Source organism: Pseudomonadota bacterium, from assembly GCA_039028935.1.
GTDB lineage: Bacteria > Pseudomonadota > Gammaproteobacteria > Steroidobacterales > SZUA-146 > SZUA-146.
Genome location: JBCCHD010000002.1, coordinates 205,033 through 227,932 on the forward strand (window position 1 = coordinate 205,033; position 22,900 = coordinate 227,932).

At 55.5% G+C, this 22,900-nt stretch carries 21 protein-coding genes; 10 read left to right on the forward strand and 11 right to left on the reverse strand.

Annotated features, from left to right (window positions below; genetic code table 11):
- Nucleotides 1-10: 10 nt before the first annotated feature.
- Complete coding sequence (locus tag AAF465_02060) at nucleotides 11-589, reverse strand: hypothetical protein (GenBank protein MEM7081509.1); 579 nt, start codon at nucleotides 587-589, stop codon at nucleotides 11-13.
- Nucleotides 590-634: 45 nt separating this feature from the next.
- Nucleotides 635-2,791: a TonB-dependent siderophore receptor gene (locus AAF465_02065; GenBank protein ID MEM7081510.1), complete on the reverse strand. Its 2,157-nt coding sequence runs from the start codon at nucleotides 2,789-2,791 to the stop codon at nucleotides 635-637.
- A 300-nt stretch (nucleotides 2,792-3,091) separates the two neighbouring features.
- Here AAF465_02065 and AAF465_02070 point away from each other — a divergent pair, with 300 nt between their 5' ends.
- From AAF465_02070 to AAF465_02080, 3 genes are all read left to right on the forward strand, one after another.
- Nucleotides 3,092-3,784: a hypothetical protein gene (locus tag AAF465_02070; protein MEM7081511.1), complete on the forward strand. Its 693-nt coding sequence runs from the start codon at nucleotides 3,092-3,094 to the stop codon at nucleotides 3,782-3,784.
- Nucleotides 3,785-4,139: 355 nt separating this feature from the next.
- A complete protein-coding gene (locus AAF465_02075) occupies nucleotides 4,140-6,524 on the forward strand; it encodes a serine/threonine-protein kinase (GenBank protein ID MEM7081512.1) in 2,385 nt (794 codons plus the stop codon).
- 114 nt (nucleotides 6,525-6,638) lie between these two features.
- Nucleotides 6,639-7,193: an ECF-type sigma factor gene (locus AAF465_02080; protein ID MEM7081513.1), complete on the forward strand. Its 555-nt coding sequence runs from the start codon at nucleotides 6,639-6,641 to the stop codon at nucleotides 7,191-7,193.
- A gap of 117 nt (nucleotides 7,194-7,310) precedes the next feature.
- On the opposite strand, the gene rpmG is transcribed toward AAF465_02080, so the two are convergent.
- A complete protein-coding gene (gene rpmG / locus AAF465_02085; GenBank protein MEM7081514.1) occupies nucleotides 7,311-7,466 on the reverse strand; it encodes a 50S ribosomal protein L33 in 156 nt (51 codons plus the stop codon).
- 12 nt (nucleotides 7,467-7,478) lie between these two features.
- A complete protein-coding gene (gene rpmB / locus AAF465_02090; protein MEM7081515.1) occupies nucleotides 7,479-7,715 on the reverse strand; it encodes a 50S ribosomal protein L28 in 237 nt (78 codons plus the stop codon).
- Between the two features lie 400 nt (nucleotides 7,716-8,115).
- Here rpmB and AAF465_02095 point away from each other — a divergent pair, with 400 nt between their 5' ends.
- Both AAF465_02095 and AAF465_02100 read left to right on the forward strand, forming a co-directional pair.
- Nucleotides 8,116-8,994 carry a helix-turn-helix transcriptional regulator gene (locus tag AAF465_02095; GenBank protein MEM7081516.1) on the forward strand — a complete coding sequence of 293 codons (879 nt, stop codon included), beginning with the start codon at nucleotides 8,116-8,118 and terminating at the stop codon, nucleotides 8,992-8,994.
- Between the two features lie 131 nt (nucleotides 8,995-9,125).
- Complete coding sequence (locus AAF465_02100) at nucleotides 9,126-9,986, forward strand: nuclear transport factor 2 family protein (protein MEM7081517.1); 861 nt, start codon at nucleotides 9,126-9,128, stop codon at nucleotides 9,984-9,986.
- Nucleotides 9,987-10,200: 214 nt separating this feature from the next.
- On the opposite strand, the gene radC is transcribed toward AAF465_02100, so the two are convergent.
- Nucleotides 10,201-10,875 (reverse strand): DNA repair protein RadC, encoded by a 675-nt coding sequence (gene radC, locus AAF465_02105; protein MEM7081518.1) that lies wholly within the window; start codon nucleotides 10,873-10,875, stop codon nucleotides 10,201-10,203.
- A gap of 320 nt (nucleotides 10,876-11,195) precedes the next feature.
- Nucleotides 11,196-12,185: an alpha/beta hydrolase gene (locus tag AAF465_02110; protein ID MEM7081519.1), complete on the reverse strand. Its 990-nt coding sequence runs from the start codon at nucleotides 12,183-12,185 to the stop codon at nucleotides 11,196-11,198.
- Between the two features lie 155 nt (nucleotides 12,186-12,340).
- Here AAF465_02110 and coaBC point away from each other — a divergent pair, with 155 nt between their 5' ends.
- Together coaBC and dut are read left to right on the forward strand one after the other, a co-directional pair.
- Nucleotides 12,341-13,585, forward strand: coding sequence for a bifunctional phosphopantothenoylcysteine decarboxylase/phosphopantothenate--cysteine ligase CoaBC (gene coaBC, locus AAF465_02115; protein MEM7081520.1), 1,245 nt, complete (start codon nucleotides 12,341-12,343; stop codon nucleotides 13,583-13,585).
- Nucleotides 13,586-13,605: 20 nt separating this feature from the next.
- Nucleotides 13,606-14,055, forward strand: coding sequence for a dUTP diphosphatase (gene dut / locus AAF465_02120; GenBank protein ID MEM7081521.1), 450 nt, complete (start codon nucleotides 13,606-13,608; stop codon nucleotides 14,053-14,055).
- 93 nt (nucleotides 14,056-14,148) lie between these two features.
- Here the strand turns inward: dut and AAF465_02125 are convergent, their stop codons facing one another.
- Together AAF465_02125 and pyrE are read right to left on the reverse strand one after the other, a co-directional pair.
- The gene (locus tag AAF465_02125) at nucleotides 14,149-14,790 is read right to left on the reverse strand and encodes a DUF4124 domain-containing protein (protein ID MEM7081522.1); all 642 of its coding nucleotides are present in this window, start codon (nucleotides 14,788-14,790) and stop codon (nucleotides 14,149-14,151) included.
- 99 nt (nucleotides 14,791-14,889) lie between these two features.
- A complete protein-coding gene (gene pyrE, locus AAF465_02130; protein MEM7081523.1) occupies nucleotides 14,890-15,552 on the reverse strand; it encodes an orotate phosphoribosyltransferase in 663 nt (220 codons plus the stop codon).
- A 155-nt stretch (nucleotides 15,553-15,707) separates the two neighbouring features.
- On the opposite strand from pyrE, the gene AAF465_02135 reads away from it, so the two are divergent.
- From AAF465_02135 to AAF465_02145, 3 genes are all read left to right on the forward strand, one after another.
- The gene (locus AAF465_02135; protein ID MEM7081524.1) at nucleotides 15,708-16,511 is read left to right on the forward strand and encodes an exodeoxyribonuclease III; all 804 of its coding nucleotides are present in this window, start codon (nucleotides 15,708-15,710) and stop codon (nucleotides 16,509-16,511) included.
- Nucleotides 16,512-16,517: 6 nt separating this feature from the next.
- A complete protein-coding gene (locus tag AAF465_02140) occupies nucleotides 16,518-17,804 on the forward strand; it encodes an AmpG family muropeptide MFS transporter (GenBank protein ID MEM7081525.1) in 1,287 nt (428 codons plus the stop codon).
- 150 nt (nucleotides 17,805-17,954) lie between these two features.
- The gene (locus AAF465_02145; GenBank protein MEM7081526.1) at nucleotides 17,955-18,317 is read left to right on the forward strand and encodes a Rieske (2Fe-2S) protein; all 363 of its coding nucleotides are present in this window, start codon (nucleotides 17,955-17,957) and stop codon (nucleotides 18,315-18,317) included.
- Nucleotides 18,318-18,371: 54 nt separating this feature from the next.
- Here the strand turns inward: AAF465_02145 and AAF465_02150 are convergent, their stop codons facing one another.
- The 3 genes from AAF465_02150 to AAF465_02160 form a co-directional block, all read right to left on the reverse strand.
- Complete coding sequence (locus AAF465_02150) at nucleotides 18,372-20,750, reverse strand: hypothetical protein (protein ID MEM7081527.1); 2,379 nt, start codon at nucleotides 20,748-20,750, stop codon at nucleotides 18,372-18,374.
- 105 nt (nucleotides 20,751-20,855) lie between these two features.
- Nucleotides 20,856-21,158 (reverse strand): hypothetical protein, encoded by a 303-nt coding sequence (locus tag AAF465_02155; GenBank protein ID MEM7081528.1) that lies wholly within the window; start codon nucleotides 21,156-21,158, stop codon nucleotides 20,856-20,858.
- 149 nt (nucleotides 21,159-21,307) lie between these two features.
- Nucleotides 21,308-22,900 (reverse strand): M13 family metallopeptidase (locus AAF465_02160; GenBank protein ID MEM7081529.1); only part of this gene is annotated, 1,593 nt, incomplete at its 5' end.

Sequence of the window (22,900 nt, forward strand, 5' to 3'; positions counted from 1 at the left end):
GATCGTTAATTTAGGCGAGGGCCCATAAGCAGGCAAGTGAGACCAGGCCGGTAACGAATACGGACGTGGTTTTGCGCAGCAGTCCGATTGGGTAGCCCACGCCCACGGCAATGCAGGACCATGCGATGGGAAACAACAAGAATACGATGGTTACGTTTGCGGTGTGCTCCAAGCCGACCTCTTGGAAAAGTACGAAGGCGGCGGAACACAACGCCATCGACGCCAAACCGGCAAGCGGGCCATAGAGCATGAAGAGCCATAGGCGGCGAATGAGCTGCAGCTCCTCAACAGCGGCTTGAGCCGTATTTTGGGCCTCTCTTGTTCGACGTAGGGTTCGGGGCGTTTCGCGAAGGGTTCTGACCGTTAGCACGGCGAGTGCAATGAGCACTCCCGCAACCAGGCCAAGCGCAACGCCCTTATCCGAGGCGCTCGTGGCGCTCCATAGGATCAGGGCGGTGACGAGTAAACCCCAGGCAAGGCCCAGCAGCGGCCAGCTTCGGGTCGCGCGTTGCCAGGCGTACAACAGTACGCCAAAACCCGCGAGGGTAATTGCGATGGCGAGCAATCGGATAACCAGGTCACTCGCCATCGCTTCCGTTCCTTAAGACAGTCTACTCGTTGCCCTACGGGGCGATCAGAATCGCCATGCCACTGTGCCGACGACGGTACGCTGCTCCCCAGGAAAACAATCACCGCGTGACAAACACGTCGCATAGTACTCTTTATCTGCCGCGTTGCGAATATTCAGCGCAACATCCACACGTTCAAAGCGATAGCCAATCAGTGCGTCGATTACCGTGTAGCCATCGGTCACCACACGATTGGGTGTGGGGGCAAACCCGTTGGCCGGGAGGAAGGCGACACCGTTGCTTTCGTTTTCGCTAGCATACCGTGCACCAATGCCGATTCGCAGACCGTTCAGTGCACCGCTCGATGGTGTCCATGTGGTCCAGAGTGACGCGGCTGTTTCGGGCAGGCTGGGTCGCACAACGGCGACGCCCATTTCATCAACGTCGTTGGCGTCGAGATCGCGATAGTCGAAGTCAAACGACCAATCGCGCCACTTCAGTAGCGCCTCGATTTCGAATCCTTCTGTTTCGATAGTGAGGCCAGGTTGTGTGCGGCCGCCCGGTACAAACTCAACCAGGTTGTCTTCTTCCAAATCAAACCAGGCGATCGTAATGTAGCTATCGCCGTTGAGAGGCTGATACTTAACGCCGAATTCGGTTTGCTCTCCGCGACGAGGGAGAAGCGAGCGTGCGGTCAAAATGTCGGTGCCCACCGTAGCTCGGAATGACTCCGAGTAGCTGGCATAGGGATTCAGGCCGATGTCGGTTTTGTATAGCAAGCCGAGCGTGATCGGCGTTTCGTCATCTTCTTGATTGGTCAGGTTGTCCTTGGAGTTTACCGACGAAAAGCGGATACCGGCGCTCGCCACAAGATTGCCGATGGTCATGTGGTCCGTCAGGTAAATATCCTTGGCGGTGGTTTTGTCTTCGGCTAAAAACCGCTGTGCATCGAATTCCGCGGCGGTTGGGATTTCGCTGCCGTCGTAAACCGGGTTGAAGATGTTAAACGTCGTTGCGCGAGCGTAGAGAAACGACGAGTTTTCGCTAGTCTCAACATCCTGATAGTTCATACCGATCAACAGTTCGTGCGTAATCGGACCGGTGTCGAATACGGTGCGAAGACGTGCATCAAAGGCGATTTGTGTTGAGCTCGCTGGTGCGCTGGACCAAGAGCGACCGACCGCTGAGCCGTCCGGAAGCAAGCGCGGATTACCGTCCCCGAGAAACGACACCCACGTTTGGTCGTACTGCGCTTCGTTATCGCGATAGCGAGCGGTGGCCGCAAACGACAGCGTGTCGCTAAAATCGTGCGTACCAAACAGACTGAACGTGGTCGCTTCGGTATCGTAGCGATTAAAACCAGGATCACCGACATAAACGGAATGATCGACTTCCTGTCCCGTTGTACCGGCACAGACGTTGGCTTCCGAAACCGTCACGTCAGCTGTCCCACAGGCGGTGGCAGTGAGCGGCAGAAACTGCGCGGACGTGTCGCTTTCCCGATCCGTGTAGTTAAGCAACGCGGTAAACGTTGAATCCTCGTTTGCAAACGTGATCGACGGTGCCAACACAATTGCGTCATCGGTAACAAAATCGACTTGCGTTTCACTGTCTCGATACAGGCCGACCAGACGGGCGGTCCAACGGCTGTCGCCGGTCAGATCAAAGCCGGCATCAAACGAGGCCTGGTAGCGACTGTGATTGCCCGCTGTAAAGATAAGTTCGCGGCCCAAATGTTCGGGACCCGCCACTTTGGACACGGTGCTGGCAATACCTCCGGGTGCGGCCTGTCCATACAACACCGATGCCGGGCCCTTCAATATTTCGATTTGCTCGAGCGTGTAGACGTCCGCGCGCGCGTTATTGTAGAAACCGAACAGTACCTGCAGGTTGTCCTGATACTCAGGCGCATCAAGCCCACGGATGCTCGTGAAGTCGCCGCGCGTCGCGTAACCGAATGCGTCGCTGGTGACGCCCGCGGTATAGTTGAGCGTGTCGCTGAGCGTGAGTGCGCCTTTGCTTAAAAACTCATCGGCGGTAATCACACTGACCGAACGGGGTGTTTCCATGATGGGGATTTCTGATTTGGTTGCCCCGAATTTCGACGGTTTGCCAATGACGATGATCTCGTCGATTTCATCGTTCGCTGTCTCCTGGGCGGAAGCGGGCAGTGAAATCGCGATAAAGCCTAGAATAATATGTAAAAACAGAATATTGCGCATGATCTGAAACCTATAAAATCGCCGATGCGAGAGTTTTGTGCGCGGCACAATACCGCGGTCGACGGATCATATTACCTATGTAAATAATAATCAATCTCATTTAGACCGGACGGCGAGAGGGTAAAGTTTGACGCGATAGGAAGTCGGAAACCCCATTTTTTTGGATGATGAATCGCGCGTGATGGCGTGCCAAGCGGATGAGACGTAAGCTGATGACGATGGATGGGCGATGCCTCTGAGGCGCGCAAATGCGCACAGCCGAGCGCCCTACTCAGGAATACCCCTAATCTGGAGATGGTCATGATGACGCGAATAGGAAGTCGCATTGGTCTTGCTCTACTCGGCCTGAATATCGCGACAGCGAGTTTCGCGCTGACGCTGGAGGACTATGGCATTCGTTTTACCAGTACTGGTCTTGTCGATGTCGACACGCAGCTTGAGTGGCTCAATGCCGATTTGACTGCCGGCACGCCGGATGCCATTGACGTCTTATTGGAAGACGGGTGGCGGATTGCCAACTATACAGAGGTGCGCTACCTGCTCACGCGAGACGGGATGCTCTCGCCGCCCTCCGGCAACGGCGACGAAACCATAGTGCCGCTGGCGTTTTCCGACTTTATGATACTGATTGGTGCGTTGGGCATCAGTACAAATGGTTTTGATGACGCCTATGTCGAGCCATGGGCGTGCGGCAGCCAAATCACCGATGCCAACCTTTGCTCGGACACGCGCAACTGGGCCTTTACACCGTTCATTTTAATCGCGGAACAAGAGTCTGATATTCCCCTATTTGGCACAACGAGGGTGTCAACACTTGAGTATCTGTCAGAAGTGCCGCTGTACGGCGACTTTGAAGTTGGCGTGTGTTCTGACTGTATCGGACGCACATTGTTGGTTCGCGCCGTGCCGATTCCGGCTGCATTGTGGTTGATGCTATCGAGTCTAGGCGCATGGTATTGGTTCGGCGGTCACACCAACACGCGTAGGCGTTAGCCGTCCGTCGCTCTGCGTCCGTCGGACTCTCACCGTCCCCATCTTCCCTTTGGCGTCTGCGGTGACAGTCTTCTCGCCCCGCTACTGATGTCTGCGCTGGGGTGCGCCGACCGGACGGGTGGCGACTGTTTGTCCGCTACAATTGACCATAATAACGACGGCTGTCGACGTGAATTTGCCCGAATTGTCCCGTTGCGCGTATGATCAAAAGCCTTAGAAAAGCGGTTTTGTAGGGGATTAAGCCGAGGCGAATCAAGGTGTCGCGTCTCGAGAGGGTTGGCAACCAGCTAAGCAAACGGCGTCGCTGACAAACTCCGCCGCAACGTCACGAACAACTAGCCAAGTGGGGGGCATCATGTCGAACTCAACGGATGAGTTTGGAGCCAAGGTTCTGGCACTGTTTGAACAAGCGCTCGAGCAACCATCGGTATCGCGCCAAGAGTGGTTAATGGCTTACGAGGGTGTGAGCGACGCGGTGCGTCAGCAGGCGCTTGCGCTGCTCGCCGCCGATGGCGAAGCGGACTCGATCATTGCCACCGGTGGCGCGGTGCGCGATCACATGCGCGACGTCACACAATCGGCGTTACCGGAATCCATCGGCGCGTACGCCATCACCGAACGTATCGGGCAAGGCGGTATGGGTGCCGTGCTAAAGGGTGAGCGCCGCACGGGCGACTTTGATCACACCGTCGCGATCAAGATTATTCGACAAGGCCTGCTGACCGATAAACTGCGGCCGCGGTTTCAAAACGAGCAGCAAATTCTAGCGAGTTTTTCTCACCCGAACATTGCGCGGTTGTTCGACGGCGGCGAAACCCAAGACGGTGAGCCCTACATCGTCATGGAATATATTGAGGGCTTGCCGATCACAGAGTGGGCCGCTCGCCGGTCGTTGTCCTTGGCAGGCAGACTCGCCCTTTTCGCTACGGTGTGTAGCGCGGTGTCCTACGCACACCAAAACCTCATTATTCATCGCGATATCACGCCCGCCAATGTGTTGGTCACACAAGACGGTGACGTCAAGCTCATTGACTTTGGCATTGCGAAACCGAGCGTTGACGAAAGGGACGCATCCCAAACAGAGGATAGTGTGGCGAGTCTGAGTTTCACGCCGGGTTACGCCGCACCAGAGCGTCAGTTTGGTCAGAGCGTGAACACGTTGTCGGACATTTTCTCGCTTGGAAAGCTCTTGGATGCGATGGTGGCATCATCGCAAAAAACCGCGGAATTTGATGCGGTAGTGAATAAGGCGACGCATAACGACCCCGCAACACGGTATGCGTCGGTGGATGCGTTGGCCGACGATATCCAAAATCTTCTCGACGGCCACGCGGTCAATGCAGTGAACGGCGGCTGGGCTTACCGAATGCGTAAGTTTGTTGGACGCAATCGTTTAGCGGTGACCGCGTCGACGTTGGCGATGGTGGGGTTGATTGGCGCGCTTGCCATCACCACGCATTTGTATAACGACGCCGAGCAAGCACGCGCGGTGGCGGATCAGCGGTTTAATGACGTGCGCGAACTGGCGAACACGATGATCTTCGACATCTATGATGAGATGGATGCAGTGGCCGGAACACTCGCTGCGAAACAGCGATTAGCATTGGCGGCCACCGAATATCTCAACGAACTGTCGCTGGATGCCAGCGCCTCAGACGAACTCAAAACAGAGGCCGCAGAAGGATTTGTTCGACTCGCCGATATTTTAGGTTCGCCGCGTATGAGCCATATGGGCGACTACGAGGAAGCCAAAGGCTACATCGATCGCGCCCAAACCATTCTTGCGAGCATCGATACCAACGCGCCTGAGACGGTGCCTTTACTCAAGGCCCGCCGCGACATGGCGCTGGTGCGCGCCACCCGGGAGTTTTTCATTGAAGGTCAAAGCGATGACGCGGAAGTACTGCTCGAAGAGGCGATTGCACTGAGTGAACGCGCGCTTGCGCTTCAGCCGGATAGTCTTGACCTAAAGAAAGACTTGCTTGTGAGTCAGATGGAGCTTGCCATTACTCAGCGCTGGGATGATCGGCGAGAGCAAGCCACCGAATTGGTGTCGGCTGTTATTGGTGAATACGAACGACTACTTGAAACCTATCCGAACGATGCGACGCTGATTGAGGACATCGCCAAAGCGGTACGCTCAAAAGCCGAGTTTTTGAGTACAGACGAAACCGCCGAACAAGCGATTCCAATTGCGAAGCGAGCCATAGAGATCGAACGCTCTCGCGGCAGCGACGATCCAGCCGCCAATATGCTTAAGCATCGGGCTATGGCGACTAGCTACTGGCGATTAGCCACACCGAGTTGGATGGCCAATGATCACGACGCCGCCGTGGAGAATTTTGAAAAGGCCATTGAATACACGCGCTATATTGCACAACGAGACCCCGGTAATATTGATGCGGCCCGGGGCATCGCCTCTTTTCAAGGCGAAGCTGCCAGAAGTTTGGTCGCGCTTAAGCGCTTTGAGGAAGCGGAAACGATGATGATGGCGTCGAGAGACTTCTTCCAGGCACGCTACGACGAGAATCCCGACATGGGCTCGGCGCAGCGATCAATGATGGTGATCAATGCACAGCTAACGGCGTTCTATGAGGGCTGGGGCAATGACGAAGGGCGGTGCAAAAGTCTTGCCGAAGTGCAGCGTTGGGGGCAGCTCATGGATGATGCGGGTAACCTGATCGAAAATGATCGGGCTGGAATCAAAGCCTATGTGGAATCACAGCCCCCATGCCCTTGAGTCAACGCGAGCGCGCTTTGCCGTGTGACGGTTTAGGCGAACCAGTGATAGCGGCTACGTCATGCTGTGTGTGTTGTTTTCGCTTGTGGCCAGCATCGAACGTGAGTGATGGCAATGCCGCCTGAAAAAAATGTAGCCGTGTTGCTCGATGAGTGGCGCAGCGGCGATCTCGATGCGCGCGATGCGCTGTTTGATCAGCTCTATCATGAGCTGCGATTGTTGTCCGCAGCCATGCTGTCGCGAGAGGGCGCGGTGTCACTATCACCGGGGGACTTGGTTAATGAAGCGGTTATTCGACTGATGAGTCTTGAGAGTATTAATTGGAACGATAAACCTCACTTTATGGCGTTGGCGTCTCGCATGATGCGGCGCGTGTTGATCGACCACGCGCGGCAAAAAAAATCAAACAAACGAAAGCACCAAAAAGTCACGCTGATCACAGAGCTGCAGGGACGCAATGATCAGGCGGTGGATTTACTTGCGCTCGAAGAGGCGCTCGTGAAGCTCAAGAACATCAACGACAGTCATGCGAGCATTGTGGAGATGCGCTATTTTGGCGGTCTCACAGTGGACGAGGTGGCAAGCGTGATGGACGCCTCACCCGCTACCGTTAAACGCGGATGGCGGGCCGCACGTGCGTGGCTGCGTGTGGAACTCGCATCCAGCTAAACCGGCTGTGTGGATGGATTCAACTGGGCAGCCCAAACGCTGTTTCCATCGCTACCAACGAATCGCGCACAAAAAACCCGCCAATGGGCGGGTATTTCGGTGTTGAGCGGGTGGCGATTACTTGATCTTCGCTTCCTTGTACTCAACATGCTTACGCACACGGGGGTCGAACTTTTTCACGACCATTTTTTCCGGGTGCAGGCGTTTGTTTTTTGTTGTGGTGTAGAAGTGTCCGGTTCCAGCAGACGACACCAGTCGAATTTTATCGCGCATGAGTAGTCTCCTTTAAACCTTTACGCCTTTGTTACGCAGTTTTTTCAAAACCGCGTCGATGCCGTCGCGATCGATGATACGCAGACCTTTCTTGGACACCCGAAGCTTAACGTAGCGGTTTTCGGACTCTACCCAAATTCGGTGCGTGTGCAGGTTGGGCAAAAAGCGTCGTCGCGTGCGGTTGTTGGCGTGCGACACGTTGTTTCCGGTTGTCGGGCCCTTGCCGGTCACTTGGCAAATTCTAGACATTTCTATATTCCTCAATAACTTAGCCGATTTTCGCGGTCACCGCGCACGCCGGCCTCAGCGCTCACTGAAAGGGCCGCAATTTATACCAGCCAATGCCGGCAATAGCAATCACTTATTGGCCTCGGTGTGGTCGGTTCGACAGTTTCTCCTGTCGGGCCAGCGACAGGAACGATGTTGAGTTGCGGACGGGCTCATTAAAGTTCGAATAAATAGATAAATCAGCGTGTTAAGTTGCTCCAGCAAAGTTTGGTCCATCGCTCCAAGCGCAGGCTGGTGCGGTCACTGCTCAGCACCGAATCGAACACGTCGACGTCGCCGGTCGACGAATGACGCCCTATCATGCAACCGATTGATTTCGCTCACTGTTGTGCAGGCGTTGATCGGGTTATGATCGGTCGCCATGGCCGACACTACGTCCATTCCTGTCGTTGAGTTCGCACCCACCCAGACTTTTGGCGGTGACTTTGAGCTGATCGAGCTCGATTCGCTGTATGAACGATCGGATCAGCTCGACATCGACCCATTTTCGCCTCATCGCATCAATTTTCATCATCTGGTGTACATCGCAGAAGGACGCGGTGCCCATACGATTGATTTTCATGCTCAGCCCTTCCGTGCGGGCAGCTTTATTTTTGCCAATCGGCATCAAGTTAACGCGTTTGATCGGGACCATCGTCCACGCGGATACATATTGCTGTTCACTCAGGATTTTGTTGACTCGATTCGCACCCATATTCGATTCGCAGCATTTAATACCGGCTTCCATTCCGAGTCCTTTGCGCCGGTGTTAACCGTTGAAGGCCGATTGAAGGCGAGCTGCGAAACACTGCTGTTGGAGTTGAGCAAAGAACGCGATGAACAGGGTGACGGGACGGTGACCAAATTGCTGTTTTCAACGCTCATGGTCAAGCTGCATCGATACCGCCCGGCGTCTACTGACGGCCTGATTAGTGAGCATGACCAACAGCGCTTTGCGCGTTTTATGGAGCTGGTGCAGTCACAGTTTTCGACCAGTAAAGACGCCTCGGGATATGCCGAGTCGTTGGGGTTGTCGTACAAGACATTGAATAAATTGTGTAAGCAGATGACTCAAAAAACGCCCAAGCAGTTGATCGACGCGCACATTATTCTGGAAGCCAAGCGCCGCTTGGCAATTGAACGCATTAAGGTATCGCAGCTTGCGTATCAATTTGGTTTCGATGATGTCAGTAATTTTGTGAAGTATTTCAAAAAGCACGCTGGGTTTACCCCAAGTCAATTTCAGCGCGAGATCGCCTGACAATCGCACCGCCAGTCCAGCATGGTGCGGCGCCTGAGTATAAAGTCACCGTAAAAGGGCTCTAATCTACCTTTCGTACACTCGGCACCCGGAGTAGGCTGGATCCTATTCTATTCAGAGGGGGATTTGTGATGCGTTCGAATTGGTTCATCACGGCGGTTGCGCCGGTCTTGTTCTTATCCGCATGTGCGTCAACCGATACACCATCGGAGGTGCCGGAACTGTCTAACCGAGTAAAAGCCATCGCGCTTCTTGAAAGTATCGAGACGGGCGATACAGCACCAATTGCATTTATCGATCCGCAAAACTACACCCAGCATAATCTATTGGTGGGTGATGGCCTGGCGGGGTTCGGTGAGGTCATGCAGGCGCTGCCCCGGGGCAGTGCCAAAGCGCGAGTTGTGCGCGCGTTCGAAGATGGGGACTATGTGTTTACCCACACCGATTATGATTTCTTCGGGCCCAAAGTGGGTTTCGATGTGTTTCGATTTGAAAACGGGCGCATTGTTGAGCACTGGGATAATCTTGCCGAGAAAGCGGCCCAGCCCAATCCGAGCGGCCGCACTCAACTTGACGGCCCCACACGAGCAACCGAATTAGCGGCTACGGCCGACAACAAGCGACTGGTTGGTGACTTTGTGGAGACCATACTGGTCAAGGGGCAATTTGATCGGGTGAACGAGTTTATCGAGGGTGACAATTACCGACAGCACAACACAGCGGTTGCGGACGGTTTGTCTGGACTGAGTGCCGCACTCGAGGCGATGGCTAAGCAAGGCATCACTATGGTGTATCACACTGTCCACAAAGTGCTCGGTGAGGGCAACTTTGTGCTGGTGATCAGTGAAGGTACGTTTGCCGATCAGCACACCTCTTTCTACGATCTGTTTCGCGTAGACAATGGCAAGATCGTCGAGCACTGGGATGTCATTGAAACGATCGCACCCAAATCTCAGTGGAAAAACGACAACGGCAAATTTGGCAATCTCTAGTACACGCGCTGTGGCGTGTCCGAGCGCCTCGAGTCGCACAGTGAATCCCTGGCGGGCCGAGCGCAAGACGTGAAGATAGCCGGCGCGGTGGTGATCGAGAATTTGCTCGGTATCCATCGCGCCTTTCTTTATCCGAAGTACGGGCGTCGGCCCTCGATGTTCGTGCAGAGCGCTCTCGAGAGTGCTGAACCATGTGACGTCCGTTGGTTGTGATTCACAGTAAACCTCGCGCGGCAAACGAGACGGTATGGCCATCTCCGACCACAAAGTGATCGAGCACGCGTATATCGACCAGCGCCAGGGCGTGCTGTAACTTGCGCGTAATGCGTTCATCGGCCGCGCTTGGTTCGGCTATTCCACTCGGATGATTGTGGGCAAAAATAACCGCGGCCGCGTTGGTGAACAACGCGTGTTTGACGACTTCCCGCGCGTGCACGCTCGCACCATCAATCGTGCCGCGAAAAAGCTCGCAAAACTCGATGATACGGTGTCGGTTGTCGAGCAAAAGCACACAGAATACCTCGTGCTGTCGGTCGCGAAGCTGCGCCTGCAAAAACGCCTCGGTATCGCGCGGTTTAAGCATCGGACTGCCGCGCTGAAGTGTTTCGGACAAACTTCGCCGCACAAGCTCGGTAGCCGCCCTTAAGGTCGCGACGCGGGCGGGGCCGAGTCCGCGTTGAGTCAACAGTTTGGTGACCGGGCTGTGCAGTAGCGTGCGCACATTACCAAACTCGATTAGACATTCCCTGGCTAGATCAACGGCGGTCAAGCCGCGAATTCCGCGACCAAGCACAATGGCGAGTAGTTCTGAGTCGGACAGCGCGGCGGCGCCCTGTGAAAACAATCTTTCGCGAGGGCGCTCGCCGGCTGGCCAGTCGCTTAGTGGCATATCCTCATCCTCATTTCCCGTCCTTGGGCGTGGGCGACGATAAAAGTGTGCCGCGACGACCGCTCCCGCTCAATAAACGAATTGCGGTAATCGTGGGAGTAATATTGACCCGCCGGAATGGGGTCGGGGTAGCGTTCGCGGTGTGTTATGAACGATGCAACGAGTGTGCGGCTCGACAGGAACACCCGATACCCTGTGGCGAGTTAGGCGTGAGTAACAACGAGGCACGCGGTGAATGTGAAATCAGTCTTGCTAAACGCCTCGCTTGCGCATCGCGGTACGCACGCGAAAGACAGGTCAACACCGCTCGCAGTTATCAATCACCAGGAGGATTCTAACCAGTCGATGAGTACCCGATTCACCTCTTCGGGTTGCTCTTGCATGGTCCAGTGACCGCATTCTTTGACCAGGTGACGAGTGAGATTCGGCACATAGGTTTCCATATGATCGGCTGCTGAAGGCGGCAACACCACATCGTTGTCCGCCATGATCATTAGGCTTGGCTGCTCCACCAATTGAGGAAGGCCTTTGTCCTGGCGCCAATTGCGCTCGAAATTGCGGTACCAGTTGACCGGGCCGCGAAAGCCGTTATGCGAAAACGTGCCGGCGTACACGGCGAGTTCTTCCCGGCTTAAGAACACGTGCTTTGCCCATTCGGTTTTGTCGCCGTTTTCAATCGCGCCCAGGAAATCAAGGTTACGAGCATGCGCTGGCGCGCGCGCGAACTCTTCAGGCGTATAGCGGCTCTTACGCATGAAAAATTTCATTGTCGCGTCGCAGTCCGCCTCGAGAATTTTCTCAACGCCGGGTTCTTGAAAGCGCACGATGTACATGTCGTCGCCATACTTTTCGCGATAGGCTTCGACCGCCGGGCGCGGCGCGTGATACGGCACGAACGGCATATTGAGACCGGCGACGCCGAGCACGCGCTCGGGATAACGCAACGGCATTTGCCAAACCACGTTGCCGCCCCAGTCATGACCGATAAATACGGCGGCTTCAATCGCAAAAGCGTCGAGCAGGCCAGCCATGTCGGCACATAGATTTGCCAGTGAATACGCCGCGATATCGATCGGTTGATCCGAATGCCCATACCCGCGCATATCGGGTGCGATTACCCGAAAACCGGCGTGACTCAAGGCCGCCACCTGAGCCCGCCATGAATACGCCAGCTCCGGAAAACCGTGGCACAAGATAACCGGAAGCCCGTCGTCCGGACCCGCGACGAATACGCCCAGTTCAATGTCGCTGGTTTTAACGCGCAGCGGGCCGCGCGCTTGGTCGATCGTATAAAGAGTCGGTGGGGTCATCACACGCCTGCGTCACTACTGAACGGCTCTATCCTAAACCATCTCGTGCTCAATAGAGGCCTCCACCGTCCGATCGCCCGGCCACGGGGGCGGTGATTGTCACGCTGGCAGCGGGTGGGCTGTCAGGCCGTCGATGATGGGGTAAGCTTTGCGCCATGATCGATATCTTAACCAATAAGCGGATACTGCTGGGTGTGACGGGCGGTATCGCCAGCTACAAGAGTCCGGACCTGGTCCGGCGTTTGCGTGATCGCGGTTGTGACGTACAGGTAGTGATGACGCAGGGCGCCACGCAGTTTGTCACTCCGCTGACGTTTCAGGCGGTGTCGGGAAAGCCGGTGCGTGGTGATTTGTTCGATCGTGATGCGGAAGCGGCCATGGGGCATATCGAGCTGGCGCGCTGGGCCGATGTCATCGTGGTGGCGCCCGCTAGCGCCAATTTCATGGCCCGTCTTGCGCAAGGGCGCGCCGACGATTTACTCACCACATTGTGTCTGGCTTCCGAGCACCCGGTCTGTGTTGCACCAGCGATGAACCGCGTGATGTGGGCGGATGAGGCGACTGCCGCCAACGCCCGCATGCTCGATGATCGCGGCGTCGTGTTGATGGGACCGGGCGAAGGCGATCAGGCGTGCGGCGAAACAGGCTCTGGTCGCATGCTCGAACCGCTCGCGATCGTCGAGCAGGTGGCGCGCACACTCACCGACCGCCGACGGCAGGGACCACTGAATGGCGTCAATGTGATGATCACCGCGGGGCCGACGCGTGAGCGACTCGATCCGGTTCGCTATTTGACCAATCGCAGTTCGGGCAAGATGGGCTATGCGGTGGCGCAGGCGGCGGTCGAAGCGGGCGCACAGGTAACGCTGATTAGTGGCCCAGTATCACTGGACACGCCCGATGAGGTCACGCGGGTGGATGTCGAGTCGGCACAACACATGTACGACGCCGTTCACGAGAGAATTGCTGATGTCGATTTGTTTATTGCTGCCGCGGCCGTAGCGGATTATCGTCCAGCCAATGCCGGCGATCACAAACTCAAAAAGTCCGGTGACACCATCACGCTCGAGCTTGAGCCGTGTCCGGATATTTTGGCGAGCGTTGGTCATTTACCCTCACCGCCATTCACGGTTGGGTTTGCGGCGGAGACCGACAAGATCAAAGAGTACGCGCTCGATAAGTTGGCGCGGAAAAAGCTCGATATGATTGCCGCCAACCGTGTGGGCGATGTTGAATCCTGTGGTGAAAACCGTGGATTTGAGAGCGACACCAATGCGCTACTGGTACTGACCGCCCATGCCGAGCACGAATTGCCGTCAATGAGCAAAAGAGCACTCGGCGAAGCGCTCGTCAAACTCATTGCCCAACGCTATGCTGAAACGCGCATCCAGCGCGCCTGATTGAACCGAAAGGACACGCCATGCCTGCTATTCAACTCAAAGTTCTCGATGCGCGCGTTCGCGATGCGCTGCCGGCGTATGCCACGGCCGGATCGGCCGGACTGGATCTTCGGGCGTGTATTGACGAGCCGCTCGCGGTTCAGCCAGGCGAAACGCATCTCGTGCCCACGGGCTTTGCCATGCATATCAACGATCCAAGTCTTGCGGCTGTGCTGCTACCGCGGTCGGGCTTGGGTCACAAGCACGGTTTGGTGCTGGGGAATCTAACCGGGTTGATCGATTCAGACTATCAGGGTCAAGTGTTTGTCTCGTGTTGGAATCGCGGAGGCAAAACGTACACGATCGAACCGGGTGAGCGTATTTGTCAGATGGTCTTTGTGCCGGTGGTCCAAGCGACGTTTAACGTGGTGGAAGAGTTCGATCAAACTGAGCGCGGCGAGGGTGGTTTCGGGCATTCGGGTACGCGCTAGTGCGCCGATTGCCGTCAGCGGGTGTTAATTGAACGGGAACGAGAGCGACGCGCTCTGCTCTGATGCTGGCGGCGAACGCGAGCGCCGACGAGGCTAGTTGTTGCGCGCTTGTGCCTTTAGCTGCTTGAAGCGTTCCGCGTCGGCGGCAAACTCCGCTTTGATTTGATTTTGCTCATGTCGCAGCGTTTGCACGGTCTGCATGTGCTCGGCCATTGCCCGCTCGGTGTGGATGATGAGCTGAGCCAAATCCTCCGGGAGAGGGGGCAGGTCGGATTCTTCGTTATACGGGAAGTTGAACTTGCGGGTTTCGGTTTCAAGTTCTTCCCAACGCGACTGCAAGGTGCCGAGATACTGACGGATGACGCCCACCTGCGCTTCGATGGCCATCAAGCGGCGATCGCGCAGCATAGCGATTTCATCTACAGAGAGATAGGTGTCGAGCAGCACCCGGTCGCGTTCGCGCTGGCGTTCAACTTCGGCGGCCTGCGCTTGAAGTTCGGCTTGATGCTTGGCGTCAGCGATGAGTTCGGCGTCGGTTTTTTCGCGGTCGAGCTTTTTGACCGTAACACCTTGCTCATTCAGAACATGTCGTTCTTTGTTGGCATATTTAGCCGGTACCGAGTCGCCGTAATGCGTGACGCCGTTTTCGTCCACCCATTTGAACATCTGCTCGGCGGCCACGGGGGCTGCCAGCATGAGCGCGGTCAAACAAAGAATGGGTCGGGATAGCGTCACGTCAACTCCAGATTACATAAAACAACGGGTTGCTCTCTAATTAGCCACATTTATAGCACAATACCCTCATAATCCTGTGTGATCGGGGTCGCGAAAGGCTCAGGATTCTGACGATTTTTCACCATAACGTTCGCGATACGCCGTCAGTGCATCCAAATGCGATTCGAGCTCCGGGTCGTGCTGTTCGCGGATAAATCCAAACAGGTCGTCTAGTCGGACAAGGCTCACCACGTCGAGTTCGTGAACTTTCGTAACCTCTTGAATCGCCGATAATTCTCCTTTTCCTCTTTCTTGTCTATCGAGTGCGATAAGCGCACCGCAGGCCGTGGCATCAGCGGCGTTGATCGTCGCGATCGCTTCGCCGATGGCGGTGCCCGCCGTAATCACATCGTCCACGATCATCACACGACCCGCTAACGGCGCACCCACAATTTTGCCACCCTCGCCGTGGGCTTTGGCCTCTTTGCGATCAAACGCATACGGCACGTCGCGGCCGTGGTCATGGTAAAGCGCAGCGGCGGTCACCGAGGCGAGCGGAATGCCCTTGTAAGCGGGGCCGAACAGCATGTCGAATTCAACACCTGAGTCCACCAGCGCCTGAGCGTAATACGCGCCCAGTTTGGCCAGCGCGGCACCACTATTGAACAAACCTGCGTTAAAAAAGTAGGGACTCGTGCGGCCCGACTTGAGCGTGAATTCGCCAAATCGAAGCACACCCAGTTTTACCGCGAGCTGAAGGAATTCGTGCGTGTAATGAGTCATGTTGAGTACCAAACGGAATCGCGAGTGTTGTGCATCATGGCGTGTCGAGTCGATTGTGGTGAATCGTGATTTGTTCTGATATTTAACGAACGAATGCTGAGCTTCACCGTGTGGTTGGGTATGATACACGCCTCACTAATCGTTGGGGAGAGACGTTGCGAATTATCAGTGTCAATACGAACGGCATCCGTGCCGCGGCGCGCAAGGGTTTTTTTCAGTGGCTCTCACGGCAGCGCGCCGATGTGTGTTGCGTACAGGAGACCAAGGCACAAATCGATCAGCTAACCGACCCGGTGTTCCACCCCAACAACCATCATGTTTACTACGTTGATGCGGTAAAAAAAGGCTACAGCGGTGTGGCGATTTACAGCCGCCACAAGCCACGCAAAGTGATTCGCACACTCAAAGAGGCATGCGGTGGGCAAGACGCATGGCAGGAGTTTGATGACGAAGGGCGTTTTGTCGAAGTGCAGTTTGGCAATCTGAGTGTCATCAGCGCCTACTTACCGTCGGGTTCGTCCAGCGACGTACGCCAGGACGCCAAATGGCGATTCCTCAATCTGTTTTTGCCGTATCTAAAGTCGCTCAAGAAGAAAAAACGCGACTATGTGATCTGTGGCGATTGGAACATTGCTCACAAAAACGAAGATATTCGCAACTGGAAGGGCAATCAGAAAAACTCGGGCTTCACACCGGAAGAGCGAGCGTGGCTCGACGAGGTGTTTGGGCCCGTGGGTCTGATCGACAGCTTCCGACAGCTCAAACAAAAAGAGCATGAGTACACTTGGTGGTCCAATCGCGGCCAGGCTTGGGCGAATAACGTGGGGTGGCGCATAGACTACCAGGTGTGTACGCCAGGAATAGGTCAGACGCTCACTAAAACCCGTGTCTATCGCGACAAGCGCTTCTCTGATCACGCGCCACTCATCCACGACTACGATTTTAAGCTCGACGTCTAATAAAAGATGGTTGCATTCACCGACAAACGCTTTTGGACCACGCTGTTCAATCGGCGCATGCTCGTGTGTCTGTTCACCGGCTTTGCGTCGGGTTTACCGCTTTATATTCTGATTCAACAGGTGCCCGCCTGGCTGCGGGTAGAGGGGATTGACCTTAAAACCATCGGTCTTTTTGCGTTAATCGGTTTTCCCTACACATGGAAGTTTATTTGGGCGCCGCTGATGGACCGCTACACGCTGCCACTGCTCGGTAGACGTCGTGGTTGGATGCTCGTCACGCAGATCGCATTAGTGTTGCTCATTGCCAGTCTGTCGCTGGTTAAACCGGCTGAGAGTCTGTCGCTGCTATTGGTGTTGGTGGGGGGCATCGCCTTTTTCTCGGCGAGTCAGGACATTGTGCTCGATGCCTATCGCCGCGAGCTGCTGTCCGACGACGAGCTCGGTGTCGGCAACTCTTATTTCATCAACGCGTATAAGATTTCATCGCTGGTGCCCGGGTCGCTCGCACTGATTTTGGCCGACTACATGCCTTGGAGCACGGTCAATATGATTGTGGCGGCATTCATGTTGGTTGGGGTGCTCACAACATTGGTGTGCGACGAGCCCGAGCACTCTGGCAAGGCGCCCGATAATTTACTCGATGCGATTGTGGAGCCGTTTGTCGAATTCTTTAGCAAAAGCCGGAACCTCAGTAAGGCTGGGGCCATTTTGCTGTTCATGATGCTTTACAAGCTTGGCGACAACATGGCCGTAGCGCTTGAAACACCATTTTTCATCGACATGGGCTACTCGCTCACGGAAATTGGTGCAGTGGCCAAAGCCTGCAAGCTGTGGGCCGCGGTGGTGGGGTCGATTATCGGCGGCGTGATGATGATTAAACTCGGCATCAATCGAGCGCTATGGGTGTTTGGGGTTGCGCAGATCGTCTCAATCTTGGGCTATGCCTGGTTGGCCTCGCTACAGGGGCAGGACAGTTTCGTGCTGTTTGGCACATCGATGTCGATGCTGGTGCCGCTCGGCGCGGCGGTCAGCCTCGAGTACCTCGGCGTGGGTTTGGGGCAAGTGGCGCTCATCGCCTTTATGGCGAGGCTGTGCAACACGGAGTTTACGGCAACGCAGTTTGCGCTGTTGTCGAGCTTGGCGGCGGTGCCGCGCACCCTGGCATCGGCAAGCACTGGCTTTCTGATTGAGGCGATGGGCTATGAGAAGTTCTTTTTACTGTGTTTTGCCTGTGCAATTCCGGGCATGCTAATGCTGTTTATTGTTGCGCCCTGGAACGAGTCCTCTGACTGATCATGAATCAATACGGCGATCAATTCGAAGGGAGTGCGGCAGGTGTGGCGGTATCGCACATCACACGAACCGGCGCGGGCATTGGTGAGTGGCCCTCGCGCCGCGGCAGAATGCTAATCACTTGCCAAAGTAAAAATGAGTGCAATAAAAATGTCTGATGACGGTAAGACATGGCACGAAGTCTGTTCCCTCGATGAGATCGGTGACCCCGGCGCGTTTGGGTTTAAAACGATGGCGGGTGAGCACCCCGTATTCGGATTTGTGGTGCAAAAAAACGGCCAGGTGTACGGCTACAAAAATTCTTGCCCGCATGCGGGCCGCCCGCTGGATTGGGCGCCGCATGCATTTCTAACTAAAACCAAAGAACACATCATGTGCTCAGCCCACGGTGCCATGTTCGAATTGGAGAACGGACTGTGTGTCGGCGGTCCGTGCCTCGGTCGCTCTCTTGCGCCGTGGAACGTCGAAGTGCGCGACAACACAATTTATGCCGAACCGCCGCCTGTGTGGTGACGGTGACTCGAACAATGTGGGAAGCATGCGGTGAGCTCGATAGCAACCGCGTTATCACTGTGGCAGCACAGGTCCAACAGCCTGGGTGAAGTCGGTGGATGCGTAATCAAGCGTGAACGGCTGACCGTCGATCGCCGCGCCTGTGGTATCACCAAATACGCCAATGCGCGCCGAATCGGCGGCGTGATCCAAGATGCGCACGGTTTTCTCGCTCTCAAGCAGGTAGCCCGGTGCGGCGAACAGCGAGAGCGCGGCATCGGTAATGTCGATGCTGGCCGCCCCCGTTGCGTTGATGGCTGCGCGAGACGATTCGCTTTCGGCGACTTCGATACGCAGCATCGAACTCAATCCAGAAAACGTTAACGCTCGGTTGTCGATCTTAAGCTGCCCGCCACCCATTGAGGTCACGGCACCGGATACGCGCGTATCGGAAGTCAGAATAAACGACGCTGCTTCGCCTTCAATGGTGATGCTACCCGCCAGATCGATGTCGCCGTCATTGTCACCCGCGCTCAGGGTGCTGGCGCCGGTACCCGACGCGACCAAATCGATCGTTGGGGGCAGTACAATGGACGCATTGCTGTTGTTTTGCATGATTACGCTACGCGACGCGGTGCCAGATGTGTGCATCACAATTGTGCCTTGACCGCTGAGCGCTGTGTCAAAATCAAACGCCAGACGCGCGGGCAAAAGTGGGTCGTTGGCGGTGGCATCGAGTGTGAGCGTGCGGTCCTGCAGCGTGATATTGCTTGCTGCAAGCGTGGCGCCACTGGCAATCGTGACGTCAGCATCCAGCGTCATATTGGTCAGGCTTAGTGTTTCGCCATTGGCAAGATTGAACGGCGTGTCGCTTTTGACAGTTCCAAACGAGAAACCGATTTCGTCGTCGGTGTCGATGTCGTTCGCAATCGCAATGCGCCATCGCTGCGCATCGATTTCAATCGTGCCTGAATCAAGTGGCAACAATTGCCGAAGTTCCACATTGTTGTCTTGGTCGGGGTGCACAATGTAAAAGTCGGGTGCAAGCAGGGAGTAAAAACGCCCGATAATGAGGTCGGAGCGCGTGATGTCCACTGGTTGACCGCCCGATCCAATAAAGGGCAACAGGGCCTGACTATTGGTGACCGTGTAAGTGCCTTGATTGAGCAATCGGGTGGGCCAGTTCAGCGTGCACTCATCGGCGGTAAGCGTGCCTCCAGGAGTGTTGATCAATACGCTGTCGCCCACGTTGGTGTTGCCGTCGACCAATTCGGTAATACGGCTTCCCGACTCGCAGGTCAGGTCGCCGGCATTCGACAGCGAGCCGAAGCGCGGTAGCTGCAGCGTGGCATTGTTCGTGAGCGTAATATCGCCGTCAATCGAGAGCGACTGACCGTTAATATAACCGTTGGCACCCGGCGCTACGCGAAGTTCGATATTCTCGCCGAGTTCACCGAATTGACCACCGTTTGCCCCGAACGAGAGGAGTCCAGGCGAAGAATCGCTCGCTTTGCCAGAAATGGAAATGGTGCCCGACCCGTCAAACGCAAAGCCTTCCATGCTAAATATTTCAGGCCGATCAGGTTCTGACTGAATGTGAACGGTTGCCCCGTCCAGAGTTAATCGCTGAGAGCTGAAAATACCTTTTGTGCCAGGCGGTATTACGACATCAACCGCGGTAGTCACGCTGTTAGCGGGTGTCACTGATTCGAGCCGGCTTTCATTGTCGAATCGAATCTGACTTGACTGGCCCATCTCACGGATGACTTCAACGTGGAGCGTTCCTCCCTGCAATAAAACGGTGCCGTTCAAATCTAATCCGCTGAACGGGTAGACGTCGCCGCCTTGCTCGATGATGAGCTGCCCATTCATCGCGAAACCTTTAGGGACGGTGAGACCATTAAACACGCGTAGATTGCCGTCTAATTGCAGGCTTTTCGCGCTATGAGCAATGGTAGGGGCGCTCGTCACGAACTCGTCCGGACCAGTATTTACGATGGCATGCGTAAACAAATAGGTGGGTAGCGTGGCTGGCCGCCAGTTGTGCCGATTGCCCCAATCGCCCGAGCCGCCCAGCCATCGCACCACAATGGCCGGGCCGGGTCGTCCGTTGTTCAAGCCGAGTTTGAACCAACGCACATCGATAAAGTTGACGATACCGTCTTCGTTAAAGTCTGCGGGTTTGTTTTGAGTGAGAAAAACGTCGCGCAAAAGCGCAAAGTCTTTGAGATCGATACTGTCATCGTTGTTCAGATCCTGATCGCAGGCATTACCCCAGCCGTCGCCGTCCGCGTCGAACTGCGAGGGATTCGGGCGTGTGTAGCAGTTGTCGTAGAGATTGATGATGCCGTCGTTGTCGTCATCGTTTTGCAGCTCCGCTTGGGCGCGCGCGTCGGGCGCGATCAATAGCGTTATAAGAAGCAATCCTGTGGAAAGTATCGACTGAGTATTCATAGCGGGCTCGGCGCCGGTGATTATTGTTGTCAGCGCGTGAGACGAGTATAGCACCGCCACACAGGCAGGCTGATGCGCAGCTTATGTCTAATTAGGTAGCGTTTCTCATTCCGATTCGATCACACGGGCGGGAGGTTTGAGGAAGCGTGTGACCAAATCGGGAAAGGTGTCGACAAAATACTTCGGCGTGGTCTCCGGCGATAAGTCGTTTTGAATATTGTCGCCAAACTCGCGTCCGAGCGCCGTGAGGACTTTGAATTTTTTTATTTTTGCGGGATCGGCAGAACTGGGGCGCGTTCGCTCTTCGAGCACACCCGCGGCTAACAATAGTTTGTTGGCGGCGACAGCAGAGAGTCCCACGTCGTGCTCTTTGAGCAGTTTGGTCAGCGATTCAACTTGTCCGGCCATGGCGTGCACCTACATGTTTCGGCGAGTAGTGATGAGTCTACCAGTTTAGGTGACGGTGCCGGGCGTGTCGATTAATTGCCTCGACGCACAAAAAAGGGCGCTTTTTGAGAAAGCGCCCTCATTGTCTCGCGACACGTATGTTGTGCGTCTTACCAAATTTTGACTCGGTCTTCCGGAGGCAGATACAGCGCGTCGGTGGGTTTCACGTCGAACGCTTCATAAAACTCGGGCACGTTGCGAACGACGCCATTGACCCGAAACTGTGGCGGGGAATGCGGATCAGTGCCAACGCGCTGGCGCATGGCCTCTTCGCGCGACTTGGACAGCCACGCTTGGGCATAGCCTAAAAACACGCGTTGCTCACCGGTAAAACCATCGAGCACAGGCGCCGGGTTGCCGTTGAGCGACAGTTTGTAGGCCTTGAGCGCGATGCTTAAACCGCCCAGATCACCGATGTTCTCGCCGAGCGTGAACTCGCCGTTCACATTGAGATCGTCAAACACTTTAAACGCATTGTATTGTTCAATCAGCTTGGCCGTGCGTTTTTCAAACTCGGCGCGGTCGTCGTCCGTCCACCAGTTTCTTAACACCCCGTCGCCGTCAAACGTGCTGCCCGAGTCGTCGAACCCGTGACCAATCTCATGGCCAATCACTGCGCCAATGGCGCCGTAGTTCACCGCCTCATCGGCAGAAAGGTCAAAAAACGGTGGCTGCAAAATAGCGGCCGGAAACACAATCTCATTCTGCGGCGGGTTGTAATACGCGTTGACCGTTTGAGGCGTCATCGCCCACTCGTGCTTTTGCACCGGACCGTTGAGCTTTGCGAGCGCACGCGCATATTCCACGCGACTTGAGCGTTCCAAATTGCCGTAAAGATCTTTGGCGTCGATGGTCAGGTCGTCATAGTCTTTCCAAATGTCCGGGTAGCCAATCTTGGGCGTAAACTTCGACAGCTTATCGAGGGCCTCGGCGCGAGTGTCTTCGCCCATCCAATCAAGCGCCTTGATGCTGTCGCCGTAGGCGTTGATGAGGTTGTCAACGAGCGTTTGCATTTCGGTTTTAGCCGCAGGCGGAAAGTGTCGTTTGACATACACTTTGCCCACCACTTCGCCGAGCGTCGCATTCACCACGTTCACGCCACGTCGCCACATGGGCGGCTGCTCTTCGGCACCGGTGAGCGTTCGGCGATAAAAATCAAAGGTTTCTTCGTCAAGCTTTGCGGTCAGTCGTCGGCTACTGTTACGCAGTGCCTGCCACGTGAGAAACGTCTTCCACGTGTCGACATCGGTCGCTGCAAAAATATCGCTGAATTCGCGCGTGTAGTCGGTCATGGCTACGATGAGTCGGGGTAAGTCACCAAGATCGGACGCTTCCAGGTAGCGATCCCAGTTAAAGTTAGGCGCCAGCGTGCTGAGTTCCTCGCGGGTATAGGGGTTGTAGAGCTTCACGATGTCGCGCGTGAGCTCTTTTTTCATGTGCTTGTCAGCAAGCTTTTTCTCTAGCCGATAAATGGCATCCACATCGTTGGCATCGCCTAAACCGGTCATAAGCATCATGCGGGTCATATGTTCGCGGTAGCGAATGCGAATGCTCTCCGACTTCTCATCGTCATTGAAATAGTATTCCCGATCCGGCAGGCCAAGGCCGCCTTGCCAGGTGTACATGGCATAGCGCGTCGGTTGTTTTAGATCGGGGAACTGTGCGAGCTGGAAGGGCAAATTAAGACCGATCTTGTTTGCTTC

Coding starts and splice junctions, on each gene's coding strand:
- AAF465_02070 (MEM7081511.1), top strand. CDS start 3,092: ATGATGACGCGAATAGGAAGTCGCATTGGTCTTGCTCTACTCGGCCTG.
- AAF465_02075 (MEM7081512.1), top strand. CDS start 4,140: ATGTCGAACTCAACGGATGAGTTTGGAGCCAAGGTTCTGGCACTGTTT.
- dut (MEM7081521.1), top strand. CDS start 13,606: ATGCCTGCTATTCAACTCAAAGTTCTCGATGCGCGCGTTCGCGATGCG.
- pyrE (MEM7081523.1), bottom strand. CDS start 15,552: ATGACTCATTACACGCACGAATTCCTTCAGCTCGCGGTAAAACTGGGT.
- AAF465_02065 (MEM7081510.1), bottom strand. CDS start 2,791: ATGCGCAATATTCTGTTTTTACATATTATTCTAGGCTTTATCGCGATT.
- AAF465_02100 (MEM7081517.1), top strand. CDS start 9,126: ATGCGTTCGAATTGGTTCATCACGGCGGTTGCGCCGGTCTTGTTCTTA.
- AAF465_02110 (MEM7081519.1), bottom strand. CDS start 12,185: ATGACCCCACCGACTCTTTATACGATCGACCAAGCGCGCGGCCCGCTG.
- rpmB (MEM7081515.1), bottom strand. CDS start 7,715: ATGTCTAGAATTTGCCAAGTGACCGGCAAGGGCCCGACAACCGGAAAC.
- AAF465_02145 (MEM7081526.1), top strand. CDS start 17,955: ATGTCTGATGACGGTAAGACATGGCACGAAGTCTGTTCCCTCGATGAG.
- AAF465_02140 (MEM7081525.1), top strand. CDS start 16,518: ATGGTTGCATTCACCGACAAACGCTTTTGGACCACGCTGTTCAATCGG.
- radC (MEM7081518.1), bottom strand. CDS start 10,875: ATGCCACTAAGCGACTGGCCAGCCGGCGAGCGCCCTCGCGAAAGATTG.
- AAF465_02060 (MEM7081509.1), bottom strand. CDS start 589: ATGGCGAGTGACCTGGTTATCCGATTGCTCGCCATCGCAATTACCCTC.
- rpmG (MEM7081514.1), bottom strand. CDS start 7,466: ATGCGCGATAAAATTCGACTGGTGTCGTCTGCTGGAACCGGACACTTC.
- AAF465_02080 (MEM7081513.1), top strand. CDS start 6,639: ATGCCGCCTGAAAAAAATGTAGCCGTGTTGCTCGATGAGTGGCGCAGC.
- AAF465_02095 (MEM7081516.1), top strand. CDS start 8,116: ATGGCCGACACTACGTCCATTCCTGTCGTTGAGTTCGCACCCACCCAG.
- AAF465_02155 (MEM7081528.1), bottom strand. CDS start 21,158: ATGGCCGGACAAGTTGAATCGCTGACCAAACTGCTCAAAGAGCACGAC.
- AAF465_02150 (MEM7081527.1), bottom strand. CDS start 20,750: ATGAATACTCAGTCGATACTTTCCACAGGATTGCTTCTTATAACGCTA.
- coaBC (MEM7081520.1), top strand. CDS start 12,341: ATGATCGATATCTTAACCAATAAGCGGATACTGCTGGGTGTGACGGGC.